Genomic DNA, 25,541 nt, shown 5'->3' on the forward strand with positions numbered 1-25,541 from the left:
CGGGCCCGGCCGCCACAGGTTGGCTCTCGGAGGCGGGAGACGGGAAGCATGGCGCGCAAGGCAGCGGTGAAGGCGGTCCCGAAGGCGGACGTGGTGGAGAAGCCGAAGCGCGTCTCGCGCAAGACCACGCCGTCCCCCGAGACCCTGGCGCCCCTGGGACTCGACCGGTTGATCGGTCTGGTCCTCGACGAGACGGCGCGCAATCCCGCCTTCAAGAAGCTCGTCACCGCGGCGATCGCCGGATTGCAGGGCCCCGATGCCGTGGCCGCTCTCGTCGACAGGCGGCTCACCGCCCTGGAACGGGCCCACGGCTATATCGACTGGCAGAAACGGCGCGCCTTCGCCGCCGATCTCGACGCCACGGTCTCCACCATCGTCTCGGAACTGGCCCCCCTCGACGTGGATGCCGCCCTCGGCCGGTTGATCCGTTTCATCGGCGGCGCGCAGGGCGTCCTCGAGCGCGTCGACGATTCGAGCGGTCAAGTGGTGGGCGTCTACGAACGGGCGACGCATGCCGCCGCCGACCTGGCCCTTCGACTCCCCACGGCCGACGCCGCCCGATTGGCCGTGAAACTGGTGCCGCTCTTGGAGGCGGACGGGTTCGGCATCCTCGATGCCCTGCTGCTCACGGTGGTGGAGGGCCTGCCCGACACCGCACTGGAACCGGTCGACGCGGCCCTCGCCGCGGCGACGCCACCGGAGCCGAAGGCGTCGGTCAAGCCGGCAGCCCGATCGACCGCCTTCAGCACACAGGGCTGGGACCGGAAGATGCAGCGCATGCGCCTGCTGCGGATGCGACAGGCCCTCGCCGACCGGCGCGGCGACGTCGAGGCTTTCATCGCCCTGGAACAGACGATCTCCCCCGATCATCCCGACACCGTGGCCGTGGCCGAGCGCCTGCTCACGGCGAACCGCGCCGCCGAGGCGCTGGATTGGATCGGACGGCCGCAGAAGCGCGGTGTCGTCGTCGTCACCCGCGAGCAGATGCTGACGGGAAGCTTCGATCCGGACGCGCCCCGGCGCGAGCGAACCTCCCTCGAAATCCGTATCCTCGACGCTCTCGGCCGGAGAGAGGATGCGCAGGGGAAGCGCTGGGCCGGTTTCGAGGCGCGTCTCGACCGCGAGATGCTGCGCGATTACGTCGCCAAGCTCCCCGATTTCGAGGACGAGGAAGCGCTCGAGCGCGCCTTCGACCATGCGGCCGCTCACGCCGATCCCTACCGCGCCCTGCATTTCTTCGTGCATTGGCCCAAGCTCGACCGCGCCGCGCGCCTTGTCATCGACAAGGCCGCCACCTGGGACGGCAGCCGCTATGAAATCCTCGCTCCCGCGGCGGAGGCTCTGGAAGAGGCGAGCCCGAAGGCGGCGAGCCTGCTCTACCGCTGCATGATCGACGACATGGTGAGCAAGGGCCGCTCCAGCGCCTACGGTTACGGCGCACGCCACCTCCTGACCCTCGATGCCCTGGCGCAGCGGCTCGAACCGGGCGACCTCGCCCCGGACCATGCCACCTACCGTGACGCCCTGCGCAAGGCGCACGGACGGAAATCCGCCTTCTGGGAGAAGGTGAAGGGCTGATTCCGTCTTTCCTCCAATCGCCTCGGCAAAATGCCCCTGTGCCTCCTCGAAGGCCGCGGAAGATCCCTCTCTCTCGACGCGATGGACCGTCCGGCCCCTCCCAAAAAATAACTTGAAGTAAATCACGTTTCTGCGAAGTTGAAACCTGAGATGGCCGATTCCGGTCATCGGTAGGCGACCGTCCACGCAAGGTTTCGTCCGGCACATCCCGCTCACGCGCCCGACAAGCGCCGAGCGAACGATCCGTCGTGCCTGACATCGTCGATCGTGACCCCGCCTGGACAGAATCGATCAGTCGAGGAAAAGGCGAGCCATGGAGATCCCGGAGATCGTCAAGACAATCCTGCGGTCCACGGCACCGACATTGCTGACCGGACTCGCCTTGCCGCCGCCCTTCAACCTGATCGCCTCGTCGGTCGTCTCGGACGTTCTGCAGAAATACCTTCCCACCGGACAGGCCGCCGCAGAAGGCTTGGGAGCCGCCCCCCCTCGACCCTGAAACCGGATCAGGTGACGGAGATCGTCAAGGAGAATGCCACCGACCCGCAATTCGTCCTCGCCCTGAAACAGGCGGAGGCGGATCTGCGCAAATACGAACTCGATGCGGGGATTCGGTTCGCCGAAGTCGATGCCCAGAACCGCAAGGGAGCACAGGATTTCCAACTGGCGGCCGGAATCTCGGTGAATGTCTTCAAAGCCGGCATGTGGATCGTTTGGATCGCCATCGGCGGCATGGTGGCCACGGTCATCAGCGGTCTCTGGCTCGCCTTCGGGAATACCGCACCGCTCAAGGACGGCGCCGTTGCCGCCTTCGGCCTGATCGGAACGGCGGTCGGCTTCATCAACGGCATCGCCGCCTCGATCGTCTCCTTCTACTGGGGCAGCAGCCAGGGCTCGAAGGACAGCAACGAGGCCATCCGCTCGACCTTTCAGAACCTGGGGACGGAACTGGCGAGGCAAAGCACGCGCCCCGCGCCCCCTCCACCGGCACCGGCACCGGCACCGGCATTCGCGATGTCGGCGGAATCCGGGGCCGTCCTGCCCATGGCTTTCGCCAGCCTCACGCGCTCGGAACCCGCTATACCCGCCCCGCCGGGAATCCTCGCCGACGTGATCGGGGCCTTGGCGCGGCCCCACAAGCACTTCCCGGACAGCGTGTCCTGGGCCTTGACCGCCGACGGCATCGCCGTGGAGGGCGCACCGGCGCAGGGCACGCCCGGCGAACCGAAGACCGTCGCCCGGATCTGGTCGCGCTACGGCGATCTCTGCGCGGCCTCGGCCAAGCGCTACGGCGTCCCCGTCGAGCTGATCGTGGCGACGATCGCGGCCGAGAGCGGCGGCGATCCCAATGCGCGGCGCGCCGAGCCTCGGATCAACGACGAGAGTGTCGGGCTGATGCAGACCCTGGTCGGAACGGCACGTCAGGCCCTGGGCAACCGCACGCTCGACGGGGACGATCTCCTGCGTCCCGAAATCTCCATCGAGGCGGGCACGGCCTACATCGCCCAGCAGCGCGGGCTGAGCCATTTCGATCCGCCGCTGGTGGCCGCCGCCTACAATGCCGGATCTCTCCGGCGCGACGCGTCACCCGGCAATCGCTGGAAGCTCCTGTGTTATCCGACCGGAACCGGGCGTCACATCGAGAACTGGGTCGCCTTCTTCGGGGATTGCATGCGGCTCAGCACGAAGGACGGCTGGGATGCCGCCGACAACGTCCCCGGCTTCGCCAGTTGCCTGAAGTGAGAGCGCTCCGGTGAACCCCGAGACGGTCGCGGGCCTCACCCCACCTCGATGGCGTCCACCCTGTCCGGATAGAAGGCGAGGTGGTCCCTGATCTCGGCGACGGAGGGGAATGGATCCTCGTAGCTCCAGACCGCGTCGGCCCGAACCGTATCGCCCACCGTCAGCGTGTAGTAGCTGGCCTCGCCCTTGTAGGGGCAGTGGCTCCTGCGCGCGGAGGCGGTGAAATACTCCCAGCGCGCATCCGCACGGGGGAGGTAATGGACCGGCCCGTAGCTCGCCTCGCGAAGGACGAGGGCGGCACCGGATTCCGCGATCACGGTGCCGGCGACGATGATGCGGACGCGCCGAGGGCTCGTCTCGATGGTGATCGGATGATCCGGGCCGGGTTCTCTCATGGTCGTCTCCTCAAGGATCGTCCGTCGTGCCGGGCGTGATCGTGCCGGGTATGATCTCGGGAACGCCGAGGGCGTCGGCGAGACGGGACTTGGCGCTGCCGGGCTTGAGCGGCTTCTGCTGGCTCTCGTGCGGCGCCCAGCCGGAGAGCCACAGGACCTCGAACGTCGCCCTCAGACGCCCGTCGGAATCGGCGAACCGCTCGGCATAGATCGCGGCCATCCGCATCAGGGTGTCGCGGCGCAGGGGTGTGCGCCGGCGCTCGGTCAGGACGTTGGTGAGGCCCATGGCGCGCAGGTCGCGCATCAGGGCGAAGGGATCGGCATAGCGCACCGTAATCGTGTCGACATCCGTCACCGGCAGGGCGAAGCCGGCGCGCTGGAGCAGGCTTCCCATCTCACGCACCTCGGCGAAGGGCGCCACGCGCGGGCTGATCCCGCCCTCGATCTCGACCTCGGCCTGGCCGAAGGCCTGACGCAGTTCGGTGAGGGTACGGCCGCCCAGAAGGCAGCCGACGAACAGCCCGTCGGCTTTCAGCACCCGGCGCAGCTGCGCGAGCGCCCCCGGCAGGTCGTTGACGTGCTGCAGGGCCAGCAGCGACACGGCGAGGTCGAAGCGCGAGGACGCCAGCGGCAGCGCCTCCGGATCACCGACGGCGAGGGCGAGACCATCGCTGGCCTCGGCCAGAGGAGCCACGCGGGTGATGGCGCCGACACGGCCGGAACGCAGGAGGCCTCGGGCGGGGGCGGCACTCGGCGTCCCGAGGTCGAGAGCCTCCGGAAATGCTCGCAGGACCGCGGAGAGCCTGTCGTCGAGATCGTCGGCGAGGCGTGAGAGCAGGAAATCCGCATGGCCCGCACGCATGGCGCGGGCGAGCCGACGGCGAGCGAGACCCGTGTCGAAGAGGGGCGGTAGAATCGTCATCTCAACCTGATAGCTGGCGCGGAAACGTGATCCTGCCAGCGGGGAACGGGCGCGAACGGCGGAATGTTGGAGCTCCATAACGGAAACCGGAGACCGGACCCATGATTCGACTCGTTGCGGCGATCGCCCTGTCCACCCTCGCGGCTTTGTCCCTGAGCGATGCCGCCGAAGCCAAGGGCTGTATCAAGGGCGCCCTCGTGGGCGGCGTCGCCGGCCATGTGGCTGGCCATGGCGTGGTGGGGGCGGCGGCCGGATGCGCCATCGGCCGCCACAGGGCCAACAAGAAGGACAAGCAGCAGAACCAGACTCAGCAGCCCGCCGGACAGTAATATCAGACGACCGCGCTGCGGCGGGCGTCCGCCGAACGCCCTGATTCCGGCCGTCGGTCGGGATCGGCGCCGATGGGTCTGAGCCGTTGTTTCGCAGGGCTCGTTTCCGCGAAAGGCCGGCTCAGCAAAATCTCGTCGCGGAGCGGCGGACGAGACCGTAAGCAAGGGGCATGGTGTCCGCCGCCCAGTTTCTTCGTCGAGGCCTCCGCTCGATCTCGGCGGGCGCCCTCGACCTGATCTATCCGCCGACCTGCGCCGGATGCGGTGCCGCCACCGCCGATCCGCATGCCCTGTGTCCCCGCTGCTGGTCGGGCCTGCGCCTCATCGAGCAGCCCTATTGCCAGCGCCTCGGCACGCCGTTTCCCGTCGATCTCGGACTCGGCCCCCTGTTGTCCCCACGGGCCATCGCCGATCCGCCGGTCTTCGGACGGGCCAGGGCCGTCGCGCTCTACGACGACGTGGCGCGCGATCTCGTCCACCGTCTGAAATACGAGGACCGGCTCGATCTCGCCGCTCCCATGGCGCGGATGATGGCGGCGGCCGGCGCCGAGTTGCTGCGGGAGGTCGATTGTCTCGTGCCGGTGCCGTTGCACTGGACGCGGCTCTGGCGCCGCCGCTTCAACCAGGCCGCCCTCCTCGGTCGCGGGATCGGCCGGCTCACCGGTCTGCCCTGCGAGACCGCGACCCTGGCACGCGTGAAGGCGACGCGCTCGCAGGTGGGCCTCAGCCGCGCCGCGCGGGCGACGAACCTCCAGGGCGCGTTCCGGGTGCCGGCCGCCGCGAGGCCACGGCTCCAGGGACGCAAGGTCCTGCTCATCGACGACGTCGCCACCACCGGCTCCACCGCCAATGCCGCGTCGCGGGCCCTTCTGCGCGGGGGCGCCTCATCGGTGGACGTGCTCACCTTCGCCCTGGTCGCCGCCGAGGCCGGATGACACGCCAAACCTCGATCCACCCTTGACAGCGGGTCGCAGCCACGGCCTCCCAGCGCCATGACAGGATCGACCTTGCGGGACATTGCGGTGATCGGCGGCGGCCCGGCGGGGCTCGCTGGCGCCGAAATGCTGGCGGAAGCCGGTCATCGCGTCACGCTGTACGAGCGGATGCCCTCGGTGGGGCGCAAGTTCCTCATCGCCGGACGCGGCGGCCTCAACCTCACCCACAGCGAGCCGCCGGCATCGTTCCAGCGCCGCTACCACCCGGCCCGGCCCCTCCTCGCCGGAGCGATCGACGCCTTCTCCCCGCAGGCTCTGCGGGAGTGGTGCGAGGGGCTCGGCCAGCCGACCTTCGTCGGCTCCAGCGGGCGGGTCTTTCCCAAGAGCTTCAAGGCTTCTCCGCTCCTGCGGGCCTGGCTGGGGCGGCTCGACGCCATGGGCGTCCGCATCCTCACCCGTCATCGCTTCCTCGGCTGGGAGGACGGGCATCTGCTCTTCGAGACACCGGAAGGGCGGATCGCATTGGAGGACCGGCCGACGCTCGTCGCCCTCGGCGGCGCGAGCTGGCCGAGGCTCGGCTCGGACGGGGCCTGGGTTCCGATTCTCACCGGGGCGGGCATCGCCGTCTCGCCCCTCAAACCCGCCAATGTCGGCTTCACCGTGCCGTGGTCGGACCTGTTCCGCGACCGTTTCGCCGGGACGCCCCTGAAGCGCGTCGCGCTCAGGCTCGGCGGCGAGACCGTGCGCGGCGAGGCCATGGTCACCGCGGACGGGATCGAGGGCGGGGCGGTCTATGCCTTGTCGCGCCTCATCCGCGAGGCGATCGAGACGCGAGGCGAGGCCTGTCTCATCCTCGACCTGCGGCCGGACCTGTCCGAGGATGCGCTGATGCGACGCCTCGCGACGCACAAGCAGGGGGCGTCCCTCGCCACGCGCCTGCGCAAGGATGCAGGGCTCGATCCCGTGGCGGCGGGTTTGCTGCGCGAGGCCGCCGGTCGCGCTCTTCCGTCTGCGGCGGCCGAGCTCGCGGCCCTGATCAAGTCGGCCCCCTTGACCCTCCTTGCCCCCCGCCCGATGGAGCGTGCGATCTCCACGGCGGGCGGTGTCGCCTTCGAGGCCATCGACACCCGCTTCATGCTGAAGGCGCGGCCCGGCGTGTTCGTCGCCGGCGAGATGCTGGATTGGGAAGCCCCCACCGGCGGCTACCTGCTGCAGGGCGCCTTTTCCAGCGGCCGCGCCGCGGCCGCCGGGATGATGGACTGGCTCGATGAGGCCGGCCCGGACCTATAGACGCGAGCAGAACCCGACCATGCCCCTGGCGTCGGACGGACAGGACGCGCTGGCGCCGCCATTGGCGAAGGACGGGCTGCCGGAGGACAGGCAATAGGCCGAGACGAAGGCCTCGCCGCTGTCACAGCTCAACTCGCAGCCCCCGGACGCGCAGTTCTCGTTGCGAACGGGACGCAGGGTGGCGTTGGCGGCGCTGGCCGTGATGCCGGCGGCGCCCGGTTCGCCCTGGGGACCGGGAGCGCCTCTTGGACCGGTATCACCCTTGGAGCCGACATCGCCTTTGGGACCGACCGGCCCCTGCGGGCCTGTCTCCCCCTTGGGTCCGACGTCGCCCTTCGGTCCGGGCTCGCCTGCGGGCCCCGCCACACCCGGCGCACCGGCCAACCCCGCCAGACCCTGGGGACCGGGTTCTCCCTGCGGGCCGGCATCGCCCTTGGGTCCGGGCTCGCCGGCCGGCGCGCAATTGGCCACCACGGCCTCCCTCTCGTCCTCGCCGGCTTTCAGCGCCGCGACGCAGGTGGCGGGCCGATAGGGCAGCCGGAACAGGAATCGGCCGCGCGAATCGGCCATCACCGAGATGTCCTCGTCGAGGATCACGACGGTGCCGGCCTTGCGCACGCTGCCGGAAATCCGCAGGTCCCCCGCCTCGATCCGCGCATCGTAGACCTGGATCGGCTGCGACGGCGCCACGACCCGCTTGGGCTTGGCCCGGACCGTCCTGGGCCCCGGGGCCGCGGCGGCATCCGTCGCAGGGGCGGCGCTCATCCCACGCCCGGGCTGGCCGGGACTGACCTGACCGGGCGCCTGGGCCGCGGCCGGCCCGGCCGCGAGTCCGGCCAGGATCATCAATCCCATCAACGATTTGGCCATGAAGCCTGTCGGGGCCGGGCACGGGGCGGCATGGTCGAGGCGCATGGGTTCTCTCCAGGCTGATGCGCCGGAGGTCCGGCACGGCGGAGGGACAATGCCGGGTCCGGTCATGCGGTCAAGTCCGGCCCAACTCCTCCGGCGGTCTCGCGGCCGTGGCTCCATCCACATTCATCCACAGCCGTCCACAGGGGAAGCGACTGCAGCCATTCGGTTATTTTTCGTCGTCCTGAAACCGGTTGAGATTGTTCTTGTTTTGTTCTTATTGTCCGGTGATGGGACGGACAGGATGGATGTGGCTCGACGAAGATGCGCGATGACGGCGAAACGGAGACGGGCGGGCTCGAGCGGCGCCGGCGGATCGCTCTGGACGCCCTGCGCGGCCACGGGGCAGGACAGGCCGACCCCTTGTCCGTCGAGGCCCTTCCTCTGGGAATCGCCCATATCGATTCCAGCCTTCCCGGCGGAGGGCTCTCCCTCGGCCGGCCGCACGAGATCGCCCCGGAATCCGAGGGCGACGAAGCAGCGGCATTGGGCTTCACCCTCGCCCTCATGGCCCGCCACCTCGCGCGGGTGGAAGGGGAGGCGCTCCTCGTCATCGGCAAGGGGCACCCGACGCCCTACGGCCACGGTCTGGCCGGGCTCGGCCTCGATCCGGGCCGCCTGCTGATCCTGGAGGTCGAGACCGACGCGGATGCCTACCGCGCCGTGGAGGAGGCCCTGCGCTCGCAGGGGCTGAGGGCGGTGGCGGGGCTGGTGGATGCCGGGCTGCCGCTGAAGCAGAGCCGGCGGCTACATCTGGCGGGCGAGGCTGCGCGCCGTCTCCTCCTCGTGCTCCGGCCGCCGCAGGCGGACTCCCCCAACATGGCAGCGACCCGCTGGCGGATCGGCTCGGGCGCGGCCCTGCGGGACCGGTTCGGCTGCATCGAGCGGCCGTGCTGGCAGGCGCGGCTCGACCGCTGCCGCAACGGACGGACCGGGAATTGGCTTCTGGAGTGGGATCATGCCGCGCATCGTTTCGGTCTGGCTGGAGCAGTGGCCGCTGACGCGCCTCAGGCGCGCTCGGGCTGCGCCGGATGAAGCGACCTCCCCCGCCGTCGTGGCCGCCATCGGGCCGGGAGGCTTGCGCATCACGGCCGTGGATGCCGCGGCCCGGGCTCTCGGCCTGCATCCGGGCGAGCCTCTCGCACGGGCTCGCGCCCGGATCGGGCCGGGCATCGCCGTCCATCCCGCAGACCCGGAGGCCGATGCCACCGCCCTCGCGCGGCTCTGCCTCTGGGCCCGGCGCTATACACCCATGGTGGCGCCGTTCGGACCCGGGGAAGGCACGGACGGCTTCTTTCTCGACGTGGAAGGGGCGAGCCACCTGTTCGGCGGGGAAGAGGCGCTGATGGCCGACCTCGCCGCCCGCCTGTCGGCGAATGCGATTCCCGCCCGGCTGGCCCTGGCCGACACCCCGGCCTGCGCCTTCGCGCTCGCCCGCCACGGCGGTTCGACGAGTCCCGTCCTCGTGCCCCGGGGGGGCAACGCGCCGGCCCTGCGTGACCTCTGCGTGAGTGCCCTGCGGATCGAGCCGGCCATCGCCGAATCCCTGCGCCGCCTCGGCCTGCGCCGGATCGGGGCGCTGGCCGAGGCGGCCCGCCCTCCCCTGGCCCGACGCTTCGGCGAGAGCCTGCTCCTGCGCCTCGACCAGGCGCTGGGCAGGAGGCCGGAGCCGTTGGTCTCCCTGGGGGAGCCGGCCGCCTTCGGCGCGAGCCGGGGTTTTCTCGATCCGATCGGGCATCAGGCGATCATCGTCGCCACCGCCATGCGGCTGATGCAGGAGATCGCCCCCCGCCTCGCCGCCTCGGGCCTGGGCGCGCGATCACTGCGGCTGAGTCTTCACCGGGTCGACGGGATCGAGCGCAGCCTCGATCTCGGCCTGTCGGAACCGACCCTCTGCCCGACCCAGGTCGGGCGGCTGCTCGATCTACGCCTCGACCGGCTAGGGGCCGCCCTCGATGCCGGCTTCGGCTTCGAGACCGTGCGGCTCGACGTGACCGGCATCGGCCGGCTGGAGGCACGCCAGGGCGCCCTGGCCGAGACGGGCCTCGACCGGGAGGCCGAGACCGGCGGGACCGCCCGCCTCGCCGACGCCCTGCGCCAGCGCATCGGGGCGAGGGTCATCCGCGTGAGCCCGCGGGCGAGCCACATCCCCGAACGCGCCGATGCCCTGGAGCCGTGGCGGGTGAGGAGAATCGAGAGGCGTTGGCCGGAGCGGGTGGGCCCCCGGCCACAGGGCGGGATGCCGTCCCGTCCCCTCGTCCTCCTGTCCCGCAGCGAGGCGGCCGACGAGGTGTTCTCGCTCGCCCCCGACGGACCGCCCCAGCGCTTCCGCTGGCGGCGGCGCCTGCATCGGATCGCTCATGCCGAGGGTCCGGAGCGCATCGCCGACGCCTGGTGGCACGCGCCCGCCCCCACCCGGGATTACTACGTGGTCGAGGACGAAACCGGCCGGCGCCTCTGGCTCTACCGGGAGGGATTCCACACGGCGCAGACGGCGGCGCGCTGGTTCGTGCAGGGATTGTTCGCGTGAGGGCCGAGATGAGCGCCCTCCCCTCTCCCCGCCGGGCGGGGAGAGGATCGCGGGCACCTTGCCGTGCCTGCGATGAGCGGAGGCGAAGCCGGAGCGAGGGTGAGGGGGAGATTCCGGACGAGGCTCCTTCGGACGCACCCCCTCACCCTCGGCTGCCGCCTCGCCGCGCCGACGACGGGGTCGTCGCGGCCCTCTCCCCGCCCGCGGGGAGAGGGGATCGCGCGAACGGCCCGTCTCCCTGCGCATGACCCCGCCCTATGCCGAACTCGCTGTCACCACGAACTTCTCGTTCCTGCGCGGGGCCTCGCATCCGCAGGAGATGGTGGCGCAGGGCGCCGAGTTCGGGCTCCACGCCATCGGCATCGCCGACCGCAACACCCTGTCGGGCGTGGTGCGCGGCCATGCCGAAGCCAGACGCCGGGAGAAGGCGGGCGAACCGACGATCCGCTACCTGCCGGGCGTCCGCCTCGTCAGCGAGGAGGGGTTCGAGGCCATCGCCTATCCGATGGACCGCGACGGCTACGGACGACTCTGCCGGCTGCTCACGGACGGCAACCGCCGCTCGGAGAAGGGCGCGTGCCGGTTCGGTGTCCCGGACATGCTCGCGGCGGCAAGGGGGCAGGTCTTCATCGCGCTCCCGCCCGAGGAAGACGATCTCGTCTTCGCCCGCCATCTCGCCGCCCTGGCGGAGACGGCCCCCGGCCGCGTCTTCCTCGGTGCGAGCCACCGGTATCGCGGCGACGAGCGGCGTCGGCTCGGCCGCCTCGCCGGGTTCGGAGAACGCCTCGGCGCGCCGATGGTGGCGGTCTCGGATGCGCTCTACCACCATCCCGACCGGCGCCCCCTGCAGGACGTGCTCGCCTGCATCCGCGAGGGCTGCACCCTCGTCGAGGCCGGCTACCGTCTGGAAGCCAATGCCGAGCGCCACCTGAAGCCGCCCGACGAGATGGCCCGGCTCTTCGCCGACCACCCCGAGGCCATCGCGCGCACGATCGAGATCGCCGAGGCCTGCGGCTTCTCCCTGGAGGAGCTGAAATACGAGTATCCCGACGAGCCCGTCCCCCCCGGCCGGACGGCCCAGGGGCATCTCGAATCCATGACCCGGCAAAGGGCGGAACTGCGCTATCCGGACGGTATCCCGGAGACGGTCGAAACCTCCCTGCGCAACGAGTTCGACCTGATCCGCCGCCTCGACTACGCCCGCTACTTCCTCACCATCCACGACATCGTCGAATTCGCCCGCAATCGGGGAATCCTGTGCCAGGGTCGCGGCTCGGCGGCCAATTCGGTGGTCTGCTACTGCCTCGGCATCACGGCGGTGGACCCGACCAAGATCCGGCTCCTATTCGCCCGCTTCATCTCCGAGAGCCGGGACGAGCCGCCCGACATCGACGTCGATTTCGAGCACGAGCGCCGCGAGGAGGTGATCCAGTATCTCTACGACCGCTACGGGCGGGACCGGGCGGCGATCTGCGCCACGGTGATCCATTACCGGCCCCGCAGCGCGATCCGCGAGGTCGGCAAGGTGCTGGGCCTCACCCCCGACATCACCGGCCTGATGGCCGACACGGTCTGGGGCTCCTGGGGCGCCGGCCTGCCCGATCAGCATATCGCGCAGGCCGGGCTCGACCCCGCCAACCCGGCGATCCGGCAGGCGGTGGACCTCGCGATCCAGCTCATCGGCTTCCCGCGCCACCTGTCGCAGCATGTGGGCGGGTTCGTGCTGACGAAGGGACGTCTCGACGAGACCGTGCCGGTGGGCAACGCGGCGATGGCCGACCGTACCTTCATCGAATGGGACAAGGACGACATCGACACGATCGGCCTCCTCAAGGTCGACGTGCTGGCGCTCGGGATGCTCACCTGCCTCCGGCGCGGCCTCGACTTCCTGCGCGAGGATCACGGCATCGCCTACGACACCCTGGCAGACCTCCCGCGCGAGGAGCCGGACGTCTACGCGATGCTGTCGAGGGCCGATTCCGTCGGCGTGTTCCAGGTCGAGAGCCGGGCGCAGATGTCGATGCTGCCGCGCCTGAAGCCGCGGGAATTCTACGACCTCGTCGTCCAGGTCGCCATCGTGCGTCCGGGGCCGATTCAGGGCGACATGGTCCATCCCTACCTGCGGCGGCGCTCGGGCGACGAACCCGTCATCTTCCCGTCCCCCTCACCCGAACACGGGCCGGAAGACGAACTCGAGGAGGTGTTGAAGCGGACCTTCGGCGTACCGCTGTTCCAGGAACACGCCATGCAGATCGCGATCACGGCGGCCGGCTTCACGCCCTCGGAGGCCGACGGGCTGCGCCGGGCCATGGCGACGTTCCGGCACAACGGGCAGATCGTGAACTTCAAGACCAAGTTCATCGAGGGCATGGCCGGGCGCGGCTACCCGCGCGATTTCGCCGAGCGCTGCTTCAAGCAGATCGAGGGGTTCTCCACCTACGGCTTTCCCGAGAGCCACGCGGCGAGCTTCGCCCTGCTGGTCTATGCCTCGGCCTGGATGAAATGCCGCCACCCGGACGTCTTCCTCGCCGCGATCCTGAATTCGCAGCCCATGGGCTTCTACCAGCCGGCCCAGCTCGTGCGGGATGCCCGTGCCCACGGCGTCGAGGTGCGCGGACCCGACGTCAATGCCAGCGAATGGGACTGCACCCTGGAACCGGCCTCGGCGCAAGGAGCCGAGCGGCGCTTCGCCGTCCGGATCGGCCTGCGGCAGGTGAGCGGCCTGCCGAAGGCTGGCATGGCCCGGCTCGTGGCCCTGCGCGGGAACGGCTATGCCAGCGTCGAGGGCCTGCAGGCCGCCCTGACGCTGCCCCGCAACGCCCTCGAGCGGCTGGCGGAGGCCGACGCCTTCCGCTCCCTCGACCTCGACCGCCGTGCCGCCCTCTGGGCGGTGCGGGCGCTGGAGGGCACCTCGACGCGGGCCAGCGCCGCGCGGGGCGTCCCCACCGACCGGCGCACCCATCTCCTCGACGCCGCCATGCCGCTCTTCGCCTTCCATGCCGATGACGGCCTGTTCCGGGCCGAGCCCAAGGTGGAGCTGCCCGCGTTGGCGCTCTGCGAGCATGTGGCGGAGGATTACGTCTCCACCGGGCTCTCGTTGAAGGGCCATCCGGTGGCGTTCTTCCGCGCCCGCCTCGCCCGCATCGGCGCGATACCGGCGGCGGCGCACCATGATCCCTCATGGGCCCAGAACGCCCGCGTCACCGTGGCTGGGCTCGTCCTCACCCGGCAGCGTCCCGGCACCGCCAAGGGCGTGGTGTTCCTGACGCTGGAGGACGAGACCGGCATCTGCAACGTCATCGTCTGGAAGAAGGTCTTCGAGGCCAACCGGCGCATCGCCATGAGCGCCCGCTTCATCGCCGTGCGCGGGCGCATCCAGCGCTCGGGCCTCGTGGTCCACCTCCTCGCCGAGCAGTTCCGCGACCTGACGGACGAGTTGCGGACCCTGCGGGAGGGCGGCCTCAAGCTCCCGGCGGAGACCACGGATTTCGGGGCACCGCCGGACCGGCGCGTCTACCGCAGCCGGGATTTCCACTGAGGGGCGGTGCACCTCACTCCCCCTCGTGGGAATGAGGTGCACCGCTCACGGCCGCAGCAGCACCTTGCCCACGGCTTCGCGGCGCTTGAGGATGCCGAGCGCCGCGGCATAGTCCTCCAGGGGATAGGTGCCGTGGATCTTCGCCTTGAGGCGCCCCTCCGCCACCCAGGCGAGGAGCTGTTCCTGGTTCGCCCGGTGAGCCTCGGGCTCGCGCTCGACGAACACGCCCCAATGCACGCCCTGGATGTCGATGCCCTTCAGGAGAGCGAGGTTGAGGGGAATGCGCGGGATGTCGCCGGCCGCGAATCCGACGACGAGGTAACGCCCCTTCCAGCCGAGCGAGCGCAGGGCGGGCTCGGCGTAGTCGCCGCCGATGGGATCGTAGATCACATCGACACCGCGCCCCTCGGTGAGGGTCCGCAGGCCTTCGCGCAGATTGTCCGCGCTGTAATCGAGGCCCATCCCGGCCCCATGCGCCTGCGCCACCGCGAGCTTTTCCGGCGAGGAGGCGCAGGCGATCACCCTCGCGCCCATGATCACGCCGAGTTCCACCGCGGCGAGGCCGACGCCGCCCGAAGCGCCGAGGACCGCCAGGGTCTCACCGGGCTGGAGCCGCGCGCGATCCCTCAGGGCGTGGAGCGAGGTGCCATAGGTGATGGTGAGGCCGGCCGCCTGCTCGTCGCTCACCGCATCGCGCACGGGGGTGAGATGCCGGATGCCCACCGCGATGCGCTCGGCACAGGTGCCGTAGGTCCGGTGGACGATGACGCGGTCGCCGATCCCGAACCCCTCGACGCCCTCCCCGAGGGCCTCGATGATGCCGACCGCTTCGCCGCCGGGCGAAAACGGCAGATCGGGCTTCACCTGATAGCGTCCCGCGATGATGAGCGTATCGAAGAAGTTCAGCGCCGCCAGGGTCACCCGCACCACGGCCTCGCCGGGAGCGGCGACCGGATCGGCCGCCTCGACGATCGCGAGATCCTCGGGGCCGCCGAGCCTGGTGCAGAGCAAAGCCTTCATGCCGATCCTCCCTTGAGCTGCAGCGCCTCTCGCTTGAGCGCGCTTGCACCGATTGGCGGCAGCAGCGCAAGCGGCGTCGTCAGCGGCGTTCGTAAAGCCCGGTCAGGCAGCCCTTGGCGAGGACCTGACCCGTCATGGCCTCGACGAGTGCGGCACGCCCCGGACTCGCCGGCAGATCGAGCGGAGCATTCAGGGCGTAGATCTGGAACAGGTAGGCGTGCGGGCCGTGTCCGGTGGGTGGATCGGGCGGCAGCCACTGGTCCTTGAGGAAGCTGTTCTTGCCCAGGTCATGCCCCCGTCCCTCGCCGGCAGGGCTCGCGAGGTCTCCCTCGCCGAGGCCGTCGCCGGCGGCGAGGTTCCAGGCGATGAGATGGACGAGGGGCTTCGGCGTCGGGCTGCCGGCATCCTCCACCAGAAGGACCACGCGGCTCGTGCCGGCCGGCAGGCCGCTCCACGCCAGTGGCGGCGAGACGCCCGGCCCATCCTCCGTGAAACGGTCCGGCAGGCTCGCCCCGTCGGCGAAGGCCGGGCTCGTCAGCGAGATCGTCTCGGGCACGCTCCCGAAATCCTGGTGGTAGGCTGTTTTGTCGAGGCCGGCTTTCAGGCCCGACAGGGCCGAGCCGACCGCGTGCGGAAGCTTTTCCAGCATGACGTCTCCTCGTCGATCCGCGTCGTCAACGAGGAGGGCGGGGTCCGGTTCAGGCCGGACGGGCAGCCGCGACCATGTAGTTCACCGCCGTGTCGCGGGCAGGCCGCCAGCTCCCGTCGAGGGGATTGAACACGACGCCGGTGGTATCGCCGACGGAGAGGCCGCCGCGCGCGATGGCGCGGGACAGTTCCTCCGGCTTCACGAACTTGTTCCAGTCGTGGGTTCCGCGCGGCAGCCAGCCCAGCACGTATTCCGCCCCGACGATGGCCAGCGCGAAGGAGCGCATCGTACGGTTGAGGGTGGCGGCGAACAGGAGACCGCCCGGCTTCACCGCCTCGCAGGCGCTGGCGACGAAGGCGGGCATGTCGACCACGTGCTCCACCACCTCCATGATCAGGACGACGTCGAACCGCTCGCCCGCCGCCACCACCTCCTCGATGGTCTGCGAGCGGTAATCCACCGCCACGCCCCCGGCCTCCGCATGGGAACGCGCCACGGCGATGTTGGTGGGGGCCGGATCGAGCCCGGTGACGCTGGCACCGAGCCGCGCCAGGGGCTCGGACAGGACACCGCCGCCGCAGCCGACATCGACGATGGTCAGCCCCGTCAGCGGGTGGGGCATGCGCGGGTCGCGGCCGAACTTCGCGCAGATCGCGTCGCGGATATAGGCGAGGCGCACCGGGTTGAACCGGTGCAGCACCTTCATCGGCCCGTCCTCGGCCCACCACGTCGCGGCGATGCCTTCGAAGCGCGCGACCTCCTCGGCGTCGATGGAAGAGGATGCCGCTGGGTTCATTCGCCTGACCTTCCGACCCGGATGCGGACCATCCCGCCCGCATGCCCGATTGTTGACACGTCCGAAGTGCCCTTGTACCCGCCGAAGCACCGGCCGGTACAGCGGCGGGACGCCGCTCCGGCTCGAAGCCGATCAAGCGCCGTGCTCCCGGCGGACAGCCGGCTCTGGAATGGATCGACGCGGACCCGACATGCCCCGTTTGGTGATGAAGTTCGGCGGCACATCGGTGGCGACCGTGGACCGTATCCGCAACGTGGCGCTCCACGTGGCGCGCGAGATCGAGGCCGGCTACGACGTCGCCGTCGTGGTCTCGGCCATGTCCGGCAAGACCAACGAACTCGTGGCCTGGGTCAAGGACGCCAACCCGCTCTACGACGAGGCCGAGTACGATGCCGTCGTCGCCTCGGGCGAACTCGTCACCGCGGGCCTCCTCGCCACGGCGCTCCGGAAGAACGGGATCAAGGCCCGCTCCTGGCAGGGCTGGCAGATCCCGATCGAGACCTCCGACGCCCACGGTTCGGCGCGAATCGAGGCGATCGACCCCAAGAATCTCGATGCCGGCTTCGTACGCGGTGAAGTCGCCGTGATCGCCGGCTTCCAGGGCATCCATGCCGAGACGGGCCGCGTCACGACCCTCGGCCGGGGCGGCTCGGATACCAGCGCGGTGGCCATCGCCGCCGCCATCGGCGCCGAGCGCTGCGACATCTACACCGACGTCGACGGCGTCTACACCACCGACCCGCGCGTGGTGCAGAAGGCCCGGCGCATGGAGCGCGTGACCTTCGAGGAGATGCTGGAGATGGCTTCCCTCGGAGCCAAGGTGCTCCAGGTCCGCTCCGTCGAACTCGCCATGGTCCATCGCGTGCCGACCACGGTGCGCTCCAGCTTCGACCCGCCCGACAACGCCCGCACAGGCACCCTCATCTGCGACGAGGACGACATCGTGGAACAGCAGATCATCACCGGGATCGCCTTCTCGAAGGACGAGGCGCAGATCACCCTCCGCCGCGTCAAGGACAGCCCCGGTGTCGCCGCGGCGATCTTCGGGCCGCTGGCGGACGCCAACATCAACGTCGACATGATCATCCAGACCGTGTCGGGCGACCAGTCGACCACCGACATGACCTTCACGGTCCCGTCCGCCGATTACGACCGCGCCCGCACGATTCTCGATGCGCAGAGCGGCGTCATCGAATTCGCCCAGATCGAAGGCGCCACGGATGTCGTGAAGGTCTCGGCCATCGGCGTCGGCATGCGAAGCCATGCGGGCGTGGCGGCCAAGGCCTTCAGGGCGCTCGCGCAGAAGGGAATCAACATCCGCGCGATCACCACGTCGGAAATCAAGTTTTCCGTATTGATCGATGCGGCTTACACGGAGCTTGCCGTGCGCACGCTCCACTCGCTATACGGCCTCGATCAGGCTTGAATGCCACCTCCGTCGCCGCGCACGAAACTTGCGCCTGCGGGTCTCGGGGGGACTGAATTCGGATCGAGGAGTCTATGCCCGCTGCGCCCGGAGGCCCGCGCCTGCTGCTGCGCCGCCTCCGCGAAGCGATGGCGGAGCCGGTCAGTCCACAGGCACGCCTCGACCGTATCGTCACCCTCATCGCGGCGAACGTCATCGCCGAGGTCTGCTCGGTCTATGTCCTCAGCGATGACAATACTCTCGAACTGTTTGCCACCGAGGGCCTGAACCGTTCGGCCGTCCACCTGACCCGGATGCGGGCGGACGAGGGCCTCGTCGGCCTCATCGCCAAGACCGCCGAGCCGCTCTCGCTCTCGGACGCCCAGTCGCATCCGTCCTTCTCGTACCGGCCCGAGACCGGGGAAGAGGCCTACCACGCCTTCCTCGGCGTGCCGCTCCTGCGCGCCGGGAACACCCTCGGCGTCCTCGTGGTGCAGAACCTCACTTACCGGGTCTATTCGGAAGAAGAGATCGAAGCGCTCCAGACGACGGCGATGGTGCTGTCCGAGATGATCGCGTCGGGTGAACTGCAATCCCTGGCCCCGGGTGCGGGCTCCGCCGCGCGCCGCGCCGTGAGTCAGCGCGGCGTGGCGCTCGCCGACGGCATCGGCCTCGGCCACGTGGTGCTGCACGAGCCGCGCATCATCGTGAAGCAGCTCATCGCCGAGAACCTGGAGCGCGAGGTCGAGCGCCTGGAGGAGGCCATCGGCGAGGTCCGCTCGGCCATCGACGAGCTCGTGGAGCGCGGCGACATCATCGGCACCGGCGAATCGCGCGAGGTGCTGGAGACCGTGCGGATGTTCGCCCACGACAAGGGCTGGCTGCGCCGGATGCGCGAGGCGGTCCATTCCGGCCTCACGGCGGAGGCCGCCGTGGAGCGTGTCCAATCGGACAACCGCGCCCGGATGATGCGGCAGAGCGATCCCTATCTCCGCGACCGGTTGCACGACCTCGACGACCTCGCCAACCGGCTCCTGCGCACGCTGATCGGCACGGAGAGCAACGGCACGCACCGCGAGCTTCCCGAGAACGCGATCCTCGTCGCCCGCTCCATGGGGCCGGCGGCCCTCCTCGACTACGATCGCGCCTCCCTGCGCGGCGTGGTGCTGGAGGAAGGCGGCCCGACGAGCCACATCGCCATCGTCGCGCGTGCCCTCGGGATCCCGGCGGTGGGCGAGATCGCCAACGCCACGGCGCTCTGCGACGCGGGCGACGCGATCATCGTCGACGGGGTGACCGGCGAGATCCAGGTCCGGCCCGGGCCTGAGATCGAGGCTGCCTATGCCGAGCAGGTCCGCCTGCGCGCGCGCCGCCAGGAACAGTACCGGGCGTTGCGCGACCTGCCGGCCGTCACCAGCGACGGGGTCACCATCGGCCTGCAGCTGAATGCCGGACTGCTGGTGGACCTGACCCATCTCCATGAGACCGGGGCGGAGGGCATCGGCCTGTTCCGCACCGAACTGCAGTTCATGGTGGCGCAGCGGATGCCTTCGGCCGCCGAGCAGCAATCGCTCTACGAGGCGGTGTTCTCGGCCACCGGCGACCTGCCGGTGACGATCCGCACCCTCGATATCGGCGGCGACAAGATCCTGCCCTACATGCCGGCCCTCGAAGAGGAGAACCCGGCCCTCGGCTGGCGCGCCATCCGCATCGGCCTCGACCGTCCGGCCCTGCTGCGGGTGCAATTGCGCGCCCTGCTGAGAGCCGCATCGGGTCGCCCGCTCAAGATCATGTTCCCGATGGTGGCCACGGTGGACGAGTTCGTCCGCGCCAAGGCCATCGTCGATCGCGAGAAGGCGCATCTGCGCCGCCACGGCCATGTCCTGCCGAGCGATTGCCGCCTCGGGGTGATGGTGGAGGTCCCCTCGCTCCTGTTCCAGATCGACGAGATCGCCAAGGTCGCCGACTTCCTGTCGGTGGGCTCGAACGACCTGATGCAGTTCCTCTTCGCGGTGGACCGCGAGAACCGCCGCGTCGCCGACCGGTTCGACACGCTGAGCATCCCGGCCCTGCGCGCCTTCCGCCTCATCGCGGAGCGGGCGACCGCCGCCGGCTGCCCCGTCACCATCTGCGGCGAGATCGGCGGCAAGCCCCTGGAGGCGATGGCCCTGATCGGCCTCGGCTTTCGCAACCTGTCGATGTCGCCGGCCTCCATCGGCCCGGTCAAGGCGATGGTGCTCGCCCTCGACGCGGGCGCCGTCACCGCTCTCATCGATGAAGAGATCGAACGGGCCGGCGACAGCGCCTCCCTGAGGCCCGCCCTCACGGCCTTCGCCAAGGCGCAGGGCGTGCCTATCTAGCGAGCGTGACGGCGTCTTGCCGGCAGCCACGACCACCCCCACGGACCCGGCGCGTCCGTCGGACATGCGCATTCCACAGTTGAGAGTATCCTCCGGGCGATGACCCCTATTCCCTCAGACCGTCTCGACGCCATCCTGACGCGGCACGACATCGTCACCGCGACGCTCAGCGCGGGCTCGGCCGATTCCGACAGCTTCGTCCAACTGTCCCGGGAACTCGCCGAGCTCGACGGCGTGGTGGCGGCGATCCATGCCTATCGTGCGGCGGCGACGAACCTCGCCGAGATCGAGGCCCTCATCGACGAACCGGGGGGGGATGCCGAGATGCGCGCCCTCGCCGCCGCCGAGAAGCCCGATGCGGAAGCGGGGTTGGAGGCCGCGCACAAGGCCCTGCAGGTCATCCTGCTGCCCAAGGACGCCGCCGACGAGAAGAGCGCCATCCTCGAAATCCGTGCCGGCACCGGCGGCGACGAGGCCGCGCTCTTCGCCGGCGACCTGTTCCGCATGTACGCGAAATACGCCGACCTGAAGGGGTGGAAGGTCGACGTCATCTCCGAAAGCGAAGGGACCGTCGGCGGCTATCGCGAGGTCATCGCCGAGGTGAAGGGCAAAGGCGTGTTCGCCAAGCTCAAATTCGAGAGCGGCGCCCATCGCGTCCAGCGCGTGCCCGATACCGAAGCGCAGGGACGCATCCATACCTCCGCCGCCACCGTGGCGGTCCTGCCCGAAGCCGAAGAGGTCGATATCGTCGTCAACGATGCCGACCTGAAGATCGACACGATGCGGTCGCAGGGCGCCGGCGGCCAGCACGTCAACAAGACGGAATCGGCGATCCGCATCACCCATATGCCGAGCGGCATCGTCATCTTCGTCCAGGAAGAGCGCTCGCAGCACAAGAACCGGGCACGCGCCATGTCGCTCCTGCGTGCCAAGCTCTACGATGCGGAACGAACGGCCAAGGATGCGGTCCGGGCCGCGGACCGCAAGTCACAGGTGGGTTCCGGCGATCGTTCGGAGCGCATTCGCACGTACAACTTCCCGCAGGCGCGGGTGACGGACCATCGCATCAACCTCACGCTCTACAAGCTGGAAGAGGTGCTTGCGGGAGAGGCCCTCGACGAACTCGTGGATGCCCTCATCACCGAGCATCAGGCGGAACTCATGGCCGCAGAAGGCATGGCGTGAATCAACGCGGCGTGACGGAAGACGGCACTGTGGGACGCGGCATCGATCCCTTGCAGACCCGCTCGCAGGCCCTCCGCCACGCCGTCGCGGCCTTTTCCGAGGCCGGGATCGACGGCGGGGCCAACGATGCCCGGTTCCTCCTCCTCCACGTCCTCGGCATCACGCCGACCGAACTCGCCTTGTCCGGTACGGAATCCATCGGCGAGCAGGGCGCCCTGCGGCTCGGGGACGCGATGCGGCGGCGTCTCGCGGGCGAGCCCGTGGCGCGCATCCTCGGCGAGTGGGAGTTCTGGGGGCTTCCCTTCATCCTCAACGCGGCGACCCTGGTTCCGCGGCCCGATACCGAGACCGTCGTCGACGCCGCCCTGGCGCTCTTCCCCAGCCGAGAGCGGCCCCTCCGCCTCCTCGATCTCGGAACCGGATCCGGCTGCATTCTCGTCTCGCTCCTGAGCGAATGGAAGCAGGCCTTCGGAGTCGGTCTCGACCGCTCGCACGAAGCGCTCGCCTGCGCACGGACCAACGCCCGTCTCAACGGTGTCGGGAGGCGTGCCGCCTTCCTGGCCGGCGATTGGTGCTCCGCCCTCGGCAAACCCTTCGACCTCGTCCTCTCGAACCCGCCCTACATCGCGAGCGCGGTCATATCGGCCCTGGCGGAAGAAGTCCGCTGCCACGATCCCCTCGGCGCCCTAGACGGCGGCGAGGATGGGCTTGTCGCATACAGACGGATCGTGACGGAGGTGAGCGGGGCAGCGGATGGCCGCCCCCGCCTCACTCCGAACGGGGCCCTCGTCCTCGAAGTCGGTCATGACCAGGCCGACGACGTCCTGCAGCTCGGCCGCCAGGCGGGTTTCGCACAGGGGTCCGTGAGGCACGATCTGGCCGGCCACGCCCGTGTCGTCACCCTGTCCGGCCTTCTGCCAACAGCCAACGACGACAGGCGATGAAAAAGAGCTTGTTGTAGGCTTGGGGAGCCGCTAATGTCACAGTCAGGTCGCGAACGATCCGTCAAGGCGGATCGAGGTAGAAGTGTCGGCGGCGTCTCGCACGCGATGCTTTTAGACGATCTCCCCACCATCAAGCCGATATGCACGAGACGCCGTGTCGAAGCTTGATGAATTGAGTGCCAGACGACTGATGGGCGCCGCACTGTGAGCGCGGGAATCGGTTGACCGGACATACGGCGAGCACGGCAAAATCGATCGCGGACCCACTGACCGGATCCTACGAGGACTAGGAAGAGCCCGAGACGGGTCATCCTTCTTCGCCCGTGGCCCCGCCGCATCATCAGACGCTCCGATTTGAACGAGGGTCAATCGAGACCGATGAGACCAAACCAGAATAGACGGATGCGCGGTCGCAACCGCCCCAAAGGTCCCAATCCGCTGACGCGTTCCTACGAGTCCAACGGGCCGGATGTGAAAATCCGTGGGACGGCGCAGCATATCGCCGACAAATACGCCCAGCTCGCGCGTGATGCGCAAGCAAGTGGCGACCCGGTGGCCGCCGAAAACTATTTCCAGCACGGCGAGCATTATTTCCGCATCATCTCGGGTGCCCAGGAGCAGAACCGCCAGCAGAATGGCGGCTATGCCCGCAACGGCTACGACGACGACGAGGATGGCGACGACGAGGGTCAGGGCGCGAGCCTGGGCTATGCCGCCAACGGCTACGGCAACGGCTACAACGAAGAATACGGCGATCCGGCTCAACAGCCGCAACCTCAGCCGCAACCCTACGAGCCGCGCCAGGATACACGGCAGGATTCGCCGTCGGATCAGCGCAACCCGCGTCGTGAACGCTTCCAGAACCGCAACGATCGCCCGCAGCGTTTCGACGGCAATCGGGACAATCAGCGGCAGGACGGCAATCGGCAGGACGGCAACCGTCAGGATGGCGGCCGCCAGGACGGCTCTCGCTACGACGGAAACCGCAATGACGGCGGCCGGCAGGACTACAATCGGCAGGATTCCTTCCGGGGCGATGGCAACAGGCAGGACAACCCGAGGCACGAGCAGCCACGGAACGAGCAGGCCAGGCCGGACCAGGCGCGCCAGGACTACGCTCGCCAGGACCAGCCGCGGGCCGATTTCAATCGTGGTCAGAATCGCAACGAGGGCCGCAACGACAGCTCCCGCTACGACACCCCGCGCAGCGAGTTCCAGGGCAACGACGCTGCTCCGAAACAGGATGTGACCTCCCAGGACGCGTCGCGTCAGGAGAGCAGCCCGCGTCAGGAGCCCGTCCGGTTCGACTCCGTTCGACAGGACGCCCCTCGGCAGGACGTCCCCAGGAACGACGCCACGCGGAACGACACTCGTCGTTCCTCCGAAACGGCCCCGCGGCGTTCGCGCCGCCGGGAAGAGCCCGATCTGCGTTCCTCCGAGGATGTCGGTGCCCTGCCGGCCTTCCTGACCGCCGCCCCTCGTCCGGTCGCGGCCCCGGTGGCCGAGCGCTTCGTGGAACCGGCACGGGAGTCGGAGCCGATGCGGGATCTCGCCGGCGAGGCGCCCAAGGACGATACCTCGCCCAGCACACCCAAGCCGCGTCGTCGGCGCCGTCCGCGTTTCGAGGGATCGGACGGTTCCGAGACCGGCGGCATCAACACCGACGATACGCCGTCCACCGTGGAGTAGGTTGACGCACCGGCCACCCGACACATGGTCGGATGGCAGGTCGCTCGGACATCTCAGAAGCCGCCCCCGTTCGGGGCGGCTTTTTTTCATACCGGTGCGGCGCTCGGCAACCCACTCATAGGCGCCAGTCGAGATAGGCCTGGACGCGATGGCGTTCCCTTCTGTGCCGCCCGGCCTCACCGAAGGGAGCGATCTCCCAGATCCAGGATCGATCGGGATCGGGCAGATGGATGCCATGGAGAAGATCGAACTGTTCGACGACGTGGCCTTCGCGGTTGTCCGTCACTTGTTCGGTATCGGCGATGAGGCAGACACGCGCCCGCAGACGGGACAATCCTTCGAGGTGCCTCGCCACGATGCTGCGGCCGAGTTCTACGGGAGGAAGCCTGTTGCGCGACTCGAACCAATCCAGTGGCAGGATCGGCAGTTGCGACAGACAATTGGCTGACACGACGAAGTCGATGTCGTCCCGGTCGAACTGCGAGACGGGATCGGCGCACCGCTCCCTCTCCCCTCTCAGCCAGTCGGCGCATCCACTCAGATCCGAGACCTGCAGGGTGACATTCGCGTAGCGCCGCGCCGCCCGGCGAGCCGGCCGAAGATGGACCATGTCCACCAGGATCACGCGCTCGAAGCATCGGGCCAGATCGTCCAAGGGCACGTCGTCCAAAAGGCCCGACCCCAGGATCACGGCGGTGCGACGACGGACAAGATCTGCGCAAGAGTGCCGGATGGCGGATCGGGCTGCATCAAGGTGATCCGCCCAAGCCGCGCGGCAACGGCGCGACCGCGACATCAGGAGGATGCTCTCACGCAGGTAGCCCAGGCTCCGCTGCGCTCGCGGGACCGGCGTCGTGAGGTAATGAAAGCCTTCGATCAGCATGAGATATCGATGGTTCGCGAGGCGGGAACAGCGAGGCCGAGGGAACTTCAGCGAGGCCGTTTCGGTTCACCGGGGCGACCAATCACTCGATCGATCAGGGAAACATCGTGTCCAACCTCATCCGCATTCTCATCGCGATTTTTCTTCCGCCGATCGCCGTGCTGCTGACCGTCGGGATCGGCGTTCAGTTCTTCCTGAACATCCTGCTGTGCATCTTGTTCTACCTGCCGGGCTCGATCCACGCCCTTTGGATCGTGCTTCGCTCGCGCTGAGTTTGTTCTGGACAGACGCATTGAAGCCCGCGGCGTGTGTACGCTGCGGGCTTTTGTGTGTGTGGTGATGTTTGGGAATTTGGTTGCGGGGACAGGATTTGAACCTGTGACCTTCAGGTTATGAGCCTGACGAGCTACCGGGCTGCTCCACCCCGCGCCAGGGTGT

The 25,541-nt window shown here is 69.3% G+C and carries 22 protein-coding genes and 1 tRNA gene; 15 read left to right on the forward strand and 8 right to left on the reverse strand.

The window, feature by feature from the left end:
• The first annotated feature begins 48 nt into the window (after positions 1-48).
• The 3 genes from MKK51_RS20645 to MKK51_RS27425 all read left to right on the forward strand — a co-directional run bounded on the left by MKK51_RS20645 (position 49) and on the right by MKK51_RS27425 (position 3,321).
• On the forward strand, positions 49-1,578 hold the full coding sequence (locus MKK51_RS20645) for a DUF6880 family protein (protein WP_243980376.1): 1,530 nt from the start codon (positions 49-51) through the stop codon (positions 1,576-1,578).
• 313 nt (positions 1,579-1,891) lie between these two features.
• A complete protein-coding gene (locus tag MKK51_RS20650; protein ID WP_243980377.1) occupies positions 1,892-2,077 on the forward strand; it encodes a hypothetical protein in 186 nt (61 codons plus the stop codon).
• Positions 2,078-2,088: 11 nt separating this feature from the next.
• Positions 2,089-3,321 (forward strand): lytic transglycosylase domain-containing protein, encoded by a 1,233-nt coding sequence (locus MKK51_RS27425; protein WP_243980379.1) that lies wholly within the window; start codon positions 2,089-2,091, stop codon positions 3,319-3,321.
• A gap of 35 nt (positions 3,322-3,356) precedes the next feature.
• Here the strand turns inward: MKK51_RS27425 and MKK51_RS20660 are convergent, their stop codons facing one another.
• A complete protein-coding gene (locus MKK51_RS20660; protein ID WP_243980381.1) occupies positions 3,357-3,716 on the reverse strand; it encodes a DUF427 domain-containing protein in 360 nt (119 codons plus the stop codon).
• A gap of 10 nt (positions 3,717-3,726) precedes the next feature.
• The gene (locus MKK51_RS20665; RefSeq protein ID WP_243980382.1) at positions 3,727-4,638 is read right to left on the reverse strand and encodes a class I SAM-dependent methyltransferase; all 912 of its coding nucleotides are present in this window, start codon (positions 4,636-4,638) and stop codon (positions 3,727-3,729) included.
• A 101-nt stretch (positions 4,639-4,739) separates the two neighbouring features.
• Between MKK51_RS20665 and MKK51_RS20670 the strand changes: the two genes are divergently transcribed.
• The 3 genes from MKK51_RS20670 (at position 4,740) to MKK51_RS20680 (ending at position 7,192) form a co-directional block, all read left to right on the forward strand.
• Positions 4,740-4,967 carry a hypothetical protein gene (locus MKK51_RS20670; RefSeq protein ID WP_243980384.1) on the forward strand — a complete coding sequence of 76 codons (228 nt, stop codon included), beginning with the start codon at positions 4,740-4,742 and terminating at the stop codon, positions 4,965-4,967.
• 170 nt (positions 4,968-5,137) lie between these two features.
• Entirely contained in the window at positions 5,138-5,902 is a 765-nt protein-coding gene (locus tag MKK51_RS20675; protein ID WP_243980385.1) for a ComF family protein, read from the forward strand.
• A 57-nt stretch (positions 5,903-5,959) separates the two neighbouring features.
• A complete protein-coding gene (locus tag MKK51_RS20680) occupies positions 5,960-7,192 on the forward strand; it encodes a TIGR03862 family flavoprotein (RefSeq protein ID WP_243980394.1) in 1,233 nt (410 codons plus the stop codon).
• On the opposite strand, the gene MKK51_RS20685 is transcribed toward MKK51_RS20680, so the two are convergent.
• Complete coding sequence (locus MKK51_RS20685; RefSeq protein WP_243980396.1) at positions 7,187-8,062, reverse strand: collagen-like protein; 876 nt, start codon at positions 8,060-8,062, stop codon at positions 7,187-7,189. The two genes, MKK51_RS20680 and MKK51_RS20685, sit on opposite strands and share 6 nt — an antisense overlap.
• Before the next feature lie 306 nt (positions 8,063-8,368).
• Between MKK51_RS20685 and MKK51_RS20690 the strand changes: the two genes are divergently transcribed.
• The 3 genes from MKK51_RS20690 (at position 8,369) to MKK51_RS20700 (ending at position 14,172) form a co-directional block, all read left to right on the forward strand.
• On the forward strand, positions 8,369-9,139 hold the full coding sequence (locus tag MKK51_RS20690) for an ImuA family protein (protein ID WP_243980398.1): 771 nt from the start codon (positions 8,369-8,371) through the stop codon (positions 9,137-9,139).
• Positions 9,063-10,634, forward strand: coding sequence for a Y-family DNA polymerase (locus MKK51_RS20695; protein WP_243980399.1), 1,572 nt, complete (start codon positions 9,063-9,065; stop codon positions 10,632-10,634). Before MKK51_RS20690 ends, MKK51_RS20695 begins: the two co-directional genes overlap by 77 nt.
• Before the next feature lie 244 nt (positions 10,635-10,878).
• Positions 10,879-14,172, forward strand: a complete 3,294-nt coding sequence (locus tag MKK51_RS20700; RefSeq protein WP_243980401.1) for an error-prone DNA polymerase — start codon at positions 10,879-10,881, stop codon at positions 14,170-14,172.
• A gap of 45 nt (positions 14,173-14,217) precedes the next feature.
• Here the strand turns inward: MKK51_RS20700 and MKK51_RS20705 are convergent, their stop codons facing one another.
• The 3 genes from MKK51_RS20705 to ubiG all read right to left on the reverse strand — a co-directional run bounded on the left by MKK51_RS20705 (position 14,218) and on the right by ubiG (position 16,637).
• On the reverse strand, positions 14,218-15,192 hold the full coding sequence (locus tag MKK51_RS20705) for an NADPH:quinone oxidoreductase family protein (RefSeq protein WP_243980403.1): 975 nt from the start codon (positions 15,190-15,192) through the stop codon (positions 14,218-14,220).
• A 79-nt stretch (positions 15,193-15,271) separates the two neighbouring features.
• Positions 15,272-15,841, reverse strand: a complete 570-nt coding sequence (locus MKK51_RS20710; protein ID WP_243980405.1) for a YbhB/YbcL family Raf kinase inhibitor-like protein — start codon at positions 15,839-15,841, stop codon at positions 15,272-15,274.
• A 49-nt stretch (positions 15,842-15,890) separates the two neighbouring features.
• The gene (gene ubiG / locus MKK51_RS20715) at positions 15,891-16,637 is read right to left on the reverse strand and encodes a bifunctional 2-polyprenyl-6-hydroxyphenol methylase/3-demethylubiquinol 3-O-methyltransferase UbiG (RefSeq protein WP_243980407.1); all 747 of its coding nucleotides are present in this window, start codon (positions 16,635-16,637) and stop codon (positions 15,891-15,893) included.
• A 190-nt stretch (positions 16,638-16,827) separates the two neighbouring features.
• Here ubiG and MKK51_RS20720 point away from each other — a divergent pair, with 190 nt between their 5' ends.
• From MKK51_RS20720 to MKK51_RS20740, 5 genes are all read left to right on the forward strand, one after another.
• A complete protein-coding gene (locus MKK51_RS20720; protein ID WP_243980409.1) occupies positions 16,828-18,063 on the forward strand; it encodes an aspartate kinase in 1,236 nt (411 codons plus the stop codon).
• A gap of 74 nt (positions 18,064-18,137) precedes the next feature.
• On the forward strand, positions 18,138-20,402 hold the full coding sequence (gene ptsP, locus MKK51_RS20725) for a phosphoenolpyruvate--protein phosphotransferase (RefSeq protein ID WP_243980410.1): 2,265 nt from the start codon (positions 18,138-18,140) through the stop codon (positions 20,400-20,402).
• 99 nt (positions 20,403-20,501) lie between these two features.
• A complete protein-coding gene (gene prfA, locus MKK51_RS20730) occupies positions 20,502-21,587 on the forward strand; it encodes a peptide chain release factor 1 (protein WP_018042072.1) in 1,086 nt (361 codons plus the stop codon).
• Positions 21,584-22,531: a peptide chain release factor N(5)-glutamine methyltransferase gene (gene prmC, locus MKK51_RS20735; RefSeq protein ID WP_409565736.1), complete on the forward strand. Its 948-nt coding sequence runs from the start codon at positions 21,584-21,586 to the stop codon at positions 22,529-22,531. Before prfA ends, prmC begins: the two co-directional genes overlap by 4 nt.
• Before the next feature lie 402 nt (positions 22,532-22,933).
• Positions 22,934-24,220: a DUF4167 domain-containing protein gene (locus MKK51_RS20740; RefSeq protein WP_243980412.1), complete on the forward strand. Its 1,287-nt coding sequence runs from the start codon at positions 22,934-22,936 to the stop codon at positions 24,218-24,220.
• 115 nt (positions 24,221-24,335) lie between these two features.
• Here MKK51_RS20740 and MKK51_RS20745 read toward each other — a convergent pair whose 3' ends face one another.
• Positions 24,336-24,875, reverse strand: a complete 540-nt coding sequence (locus MKK51_RS20745; RefSeq protein ID WP_313898823.1) for a hypothetical protein — start codon at positions 24,873-24,875, stop codon at positions 24,336-24,338.
• Positions 24,876-25,210: 335 nt separating this feature from the next.
• Here MKK51_RS20745 and MKK51_RS20750 point away from each other — a divergent pair, with 335 nt between their 5' ends.
• Positions 25,211-25,375: a YqaE/Pmp3 family membrane protein gene (locus MKK51_RS20750; protein WP_243980416.1), complete on the forward strand. Its 165-nt coding sequence runs from the start codon at positions 25,211-25,213 to the stop codon at positions 25,373-25,375.
• A gap of 80 nt (positions 25,376-25,455) precedes the next feature.
• On the opposite strand, the gene MKK51_RS20755 is transcribed toward MKK51_RS20750, so the two are convergent.
• Positions 25,456-25,532, reverse strand: a tRNA-Met gene (locus MKK51_RS20755).
• Between the last annotated feature and the right edge of the window lie 9 nt (positions 25,533-25,541).

It is taken from the genome of Methylobacterium sp. E-045, assembly GCF_022829685.1.
Classification (GTDB): domain Bacteria; phylum Pseudomonadota; class Alphaproteobacteria; order Rhizobiales; family Beijerinckiaceae; genus Methylobacterium.

What these genes read in the sequence shown, in the direction of transcription:
- prfA (WP_018042072.1), top strand. Translation starts at nt 20,502, where the DNA reads ATGACCCCTATTCCCTCAGACCGTCTCGACGCCATCCTGACGCGGCAC.
- MKK51_RS20645 (WP_243980376.1), top strand. Translation starts at nt 49, where the DNA reads ATGGCGCGCAAGGCAGCGGTGAAGGCGGTCCCGAAGGCGGACGTGGTG.
- MKK51_RS20675 (WP_243980385.1), top strand. Translation starts at nt 5,138, where the DNA reads ATGGTGTCCGCCGCCCAGTTTCTTCGTCGAGGCCTCCGCTCGATCTCG.
- MKK51_RS20650 (WP_243980377.1), top strand. Translation starts at nt 1,892, where the DNA reads ATGGAGATCCCGGAGATCGTCAAGACAATCCTGCGGTCCACGGCACCG.
- MKK51_RS20705 (WP_243980403.1), bottom strand. Translation starts at nt 15,192, where the DNA reads ATGAAGGCTTTGCTCTGCACCAGGCTCGGCGGCCCCGAGGATCTCGCG.
- MKK51_RS20690 (WP_243980398.1), top strand. Translation starts at nt 8,369, where the DNA reads ATGCGCGATGACGGCGAAACGGAGACGGGCGGGCTCGAGCGGCGCCGG.
- ptsP (WP_243980410.1), top strand. Translation starts at nt 18,138, where the DNA reads ATGCCCGCTGCGCCCGGAGGCCCGCGCCTGCTGCTGCGCCGCCTCCGC.
- MKK51_RS20740 (WP_243980412.1), top strand. Translation starts at nt 22,934, where the DNA reads ATGCGCGGTCGCAACCGCCCCAAAGGTCCCAATCCGCTGACGCGTTCC.
- MKK51_RS20685 (WP_243980396.1), bottom strand. Translation starts at nt 8,062, where the DNA reads ATGGCCAAATCGTTGATGGGATTGATGATCCTGGCCGGACTCGCGGCC.
- ubiG (WP_243980407.1), bottom strand. Translation starts at nt 16,637, where the DNA reads ATGAACCCAGCGGCATCCTCTTCCATCGACGCCGAGGAGGTCGCGCGC.
- MKK51_RS20710 (WP_243980405.1), bottom strand. Translation starts at nt 15,841, where the DNA reads ATGCTGGAAAAGCTTCCGCACGCGGTCGGCTCGGCCCTGTCGGGCCTG.
- MKK51_RS20695 (WP_243980399.1), top strand. Translation starts at nt 9,063, where the DNA reads ATGCCGCGCATCGTTTCGGTCTGGCTGGAGCAGTGGCCGCTGACGCGC.
- MKK51_RS20665 (WP_243980382.1), bottom strand. Translation starts at nt 4,638, where the DNA reads ATGACGATTCTACCGCCCCTCTTCGACACGGGTCTCGCTCGCCGTCGG.
- MKK51_RS20680 (WP_243980394.1), top strand. Translation starts at nt 5,960, where the DNA reads ATGACAGGATCGACCTTGCGGGACATTGCGGTGATCGGCGGCGGCCCG.
- MKK51_RS20720 (WP_243980409.1), top strand. Translation starts at nt 16,828, where the DNA reads ATGCCCCGTTTGGTGATGAAGTTCGGCGGCACATCGGTGGCGACCGTG.
- MKK51_RS20700 (WP_243980401.1), top strand. Translation starts at nt 10,879, where the DNA reads ATGACCCCGCCCTATGCCGAACTCGCTGTCACCACGAACTTCTCGTTC.
- MKK51_RS20670 (WP_243980384.1), top strand. Translation starts at nt 4,740, where the DNA reads ATGATTCGACTCGTTGCGGCGATCGCCCTGTCCACCCTCGCGGCTTTG.
- MKK51_RS20660 (WP_243980381.1), bottom strand. Translation starts at nt 3,716, where the DNA reads ATGAGAGAACCCGGCCCGGATCATCCGATCACCATCGAGACGAGCCCT.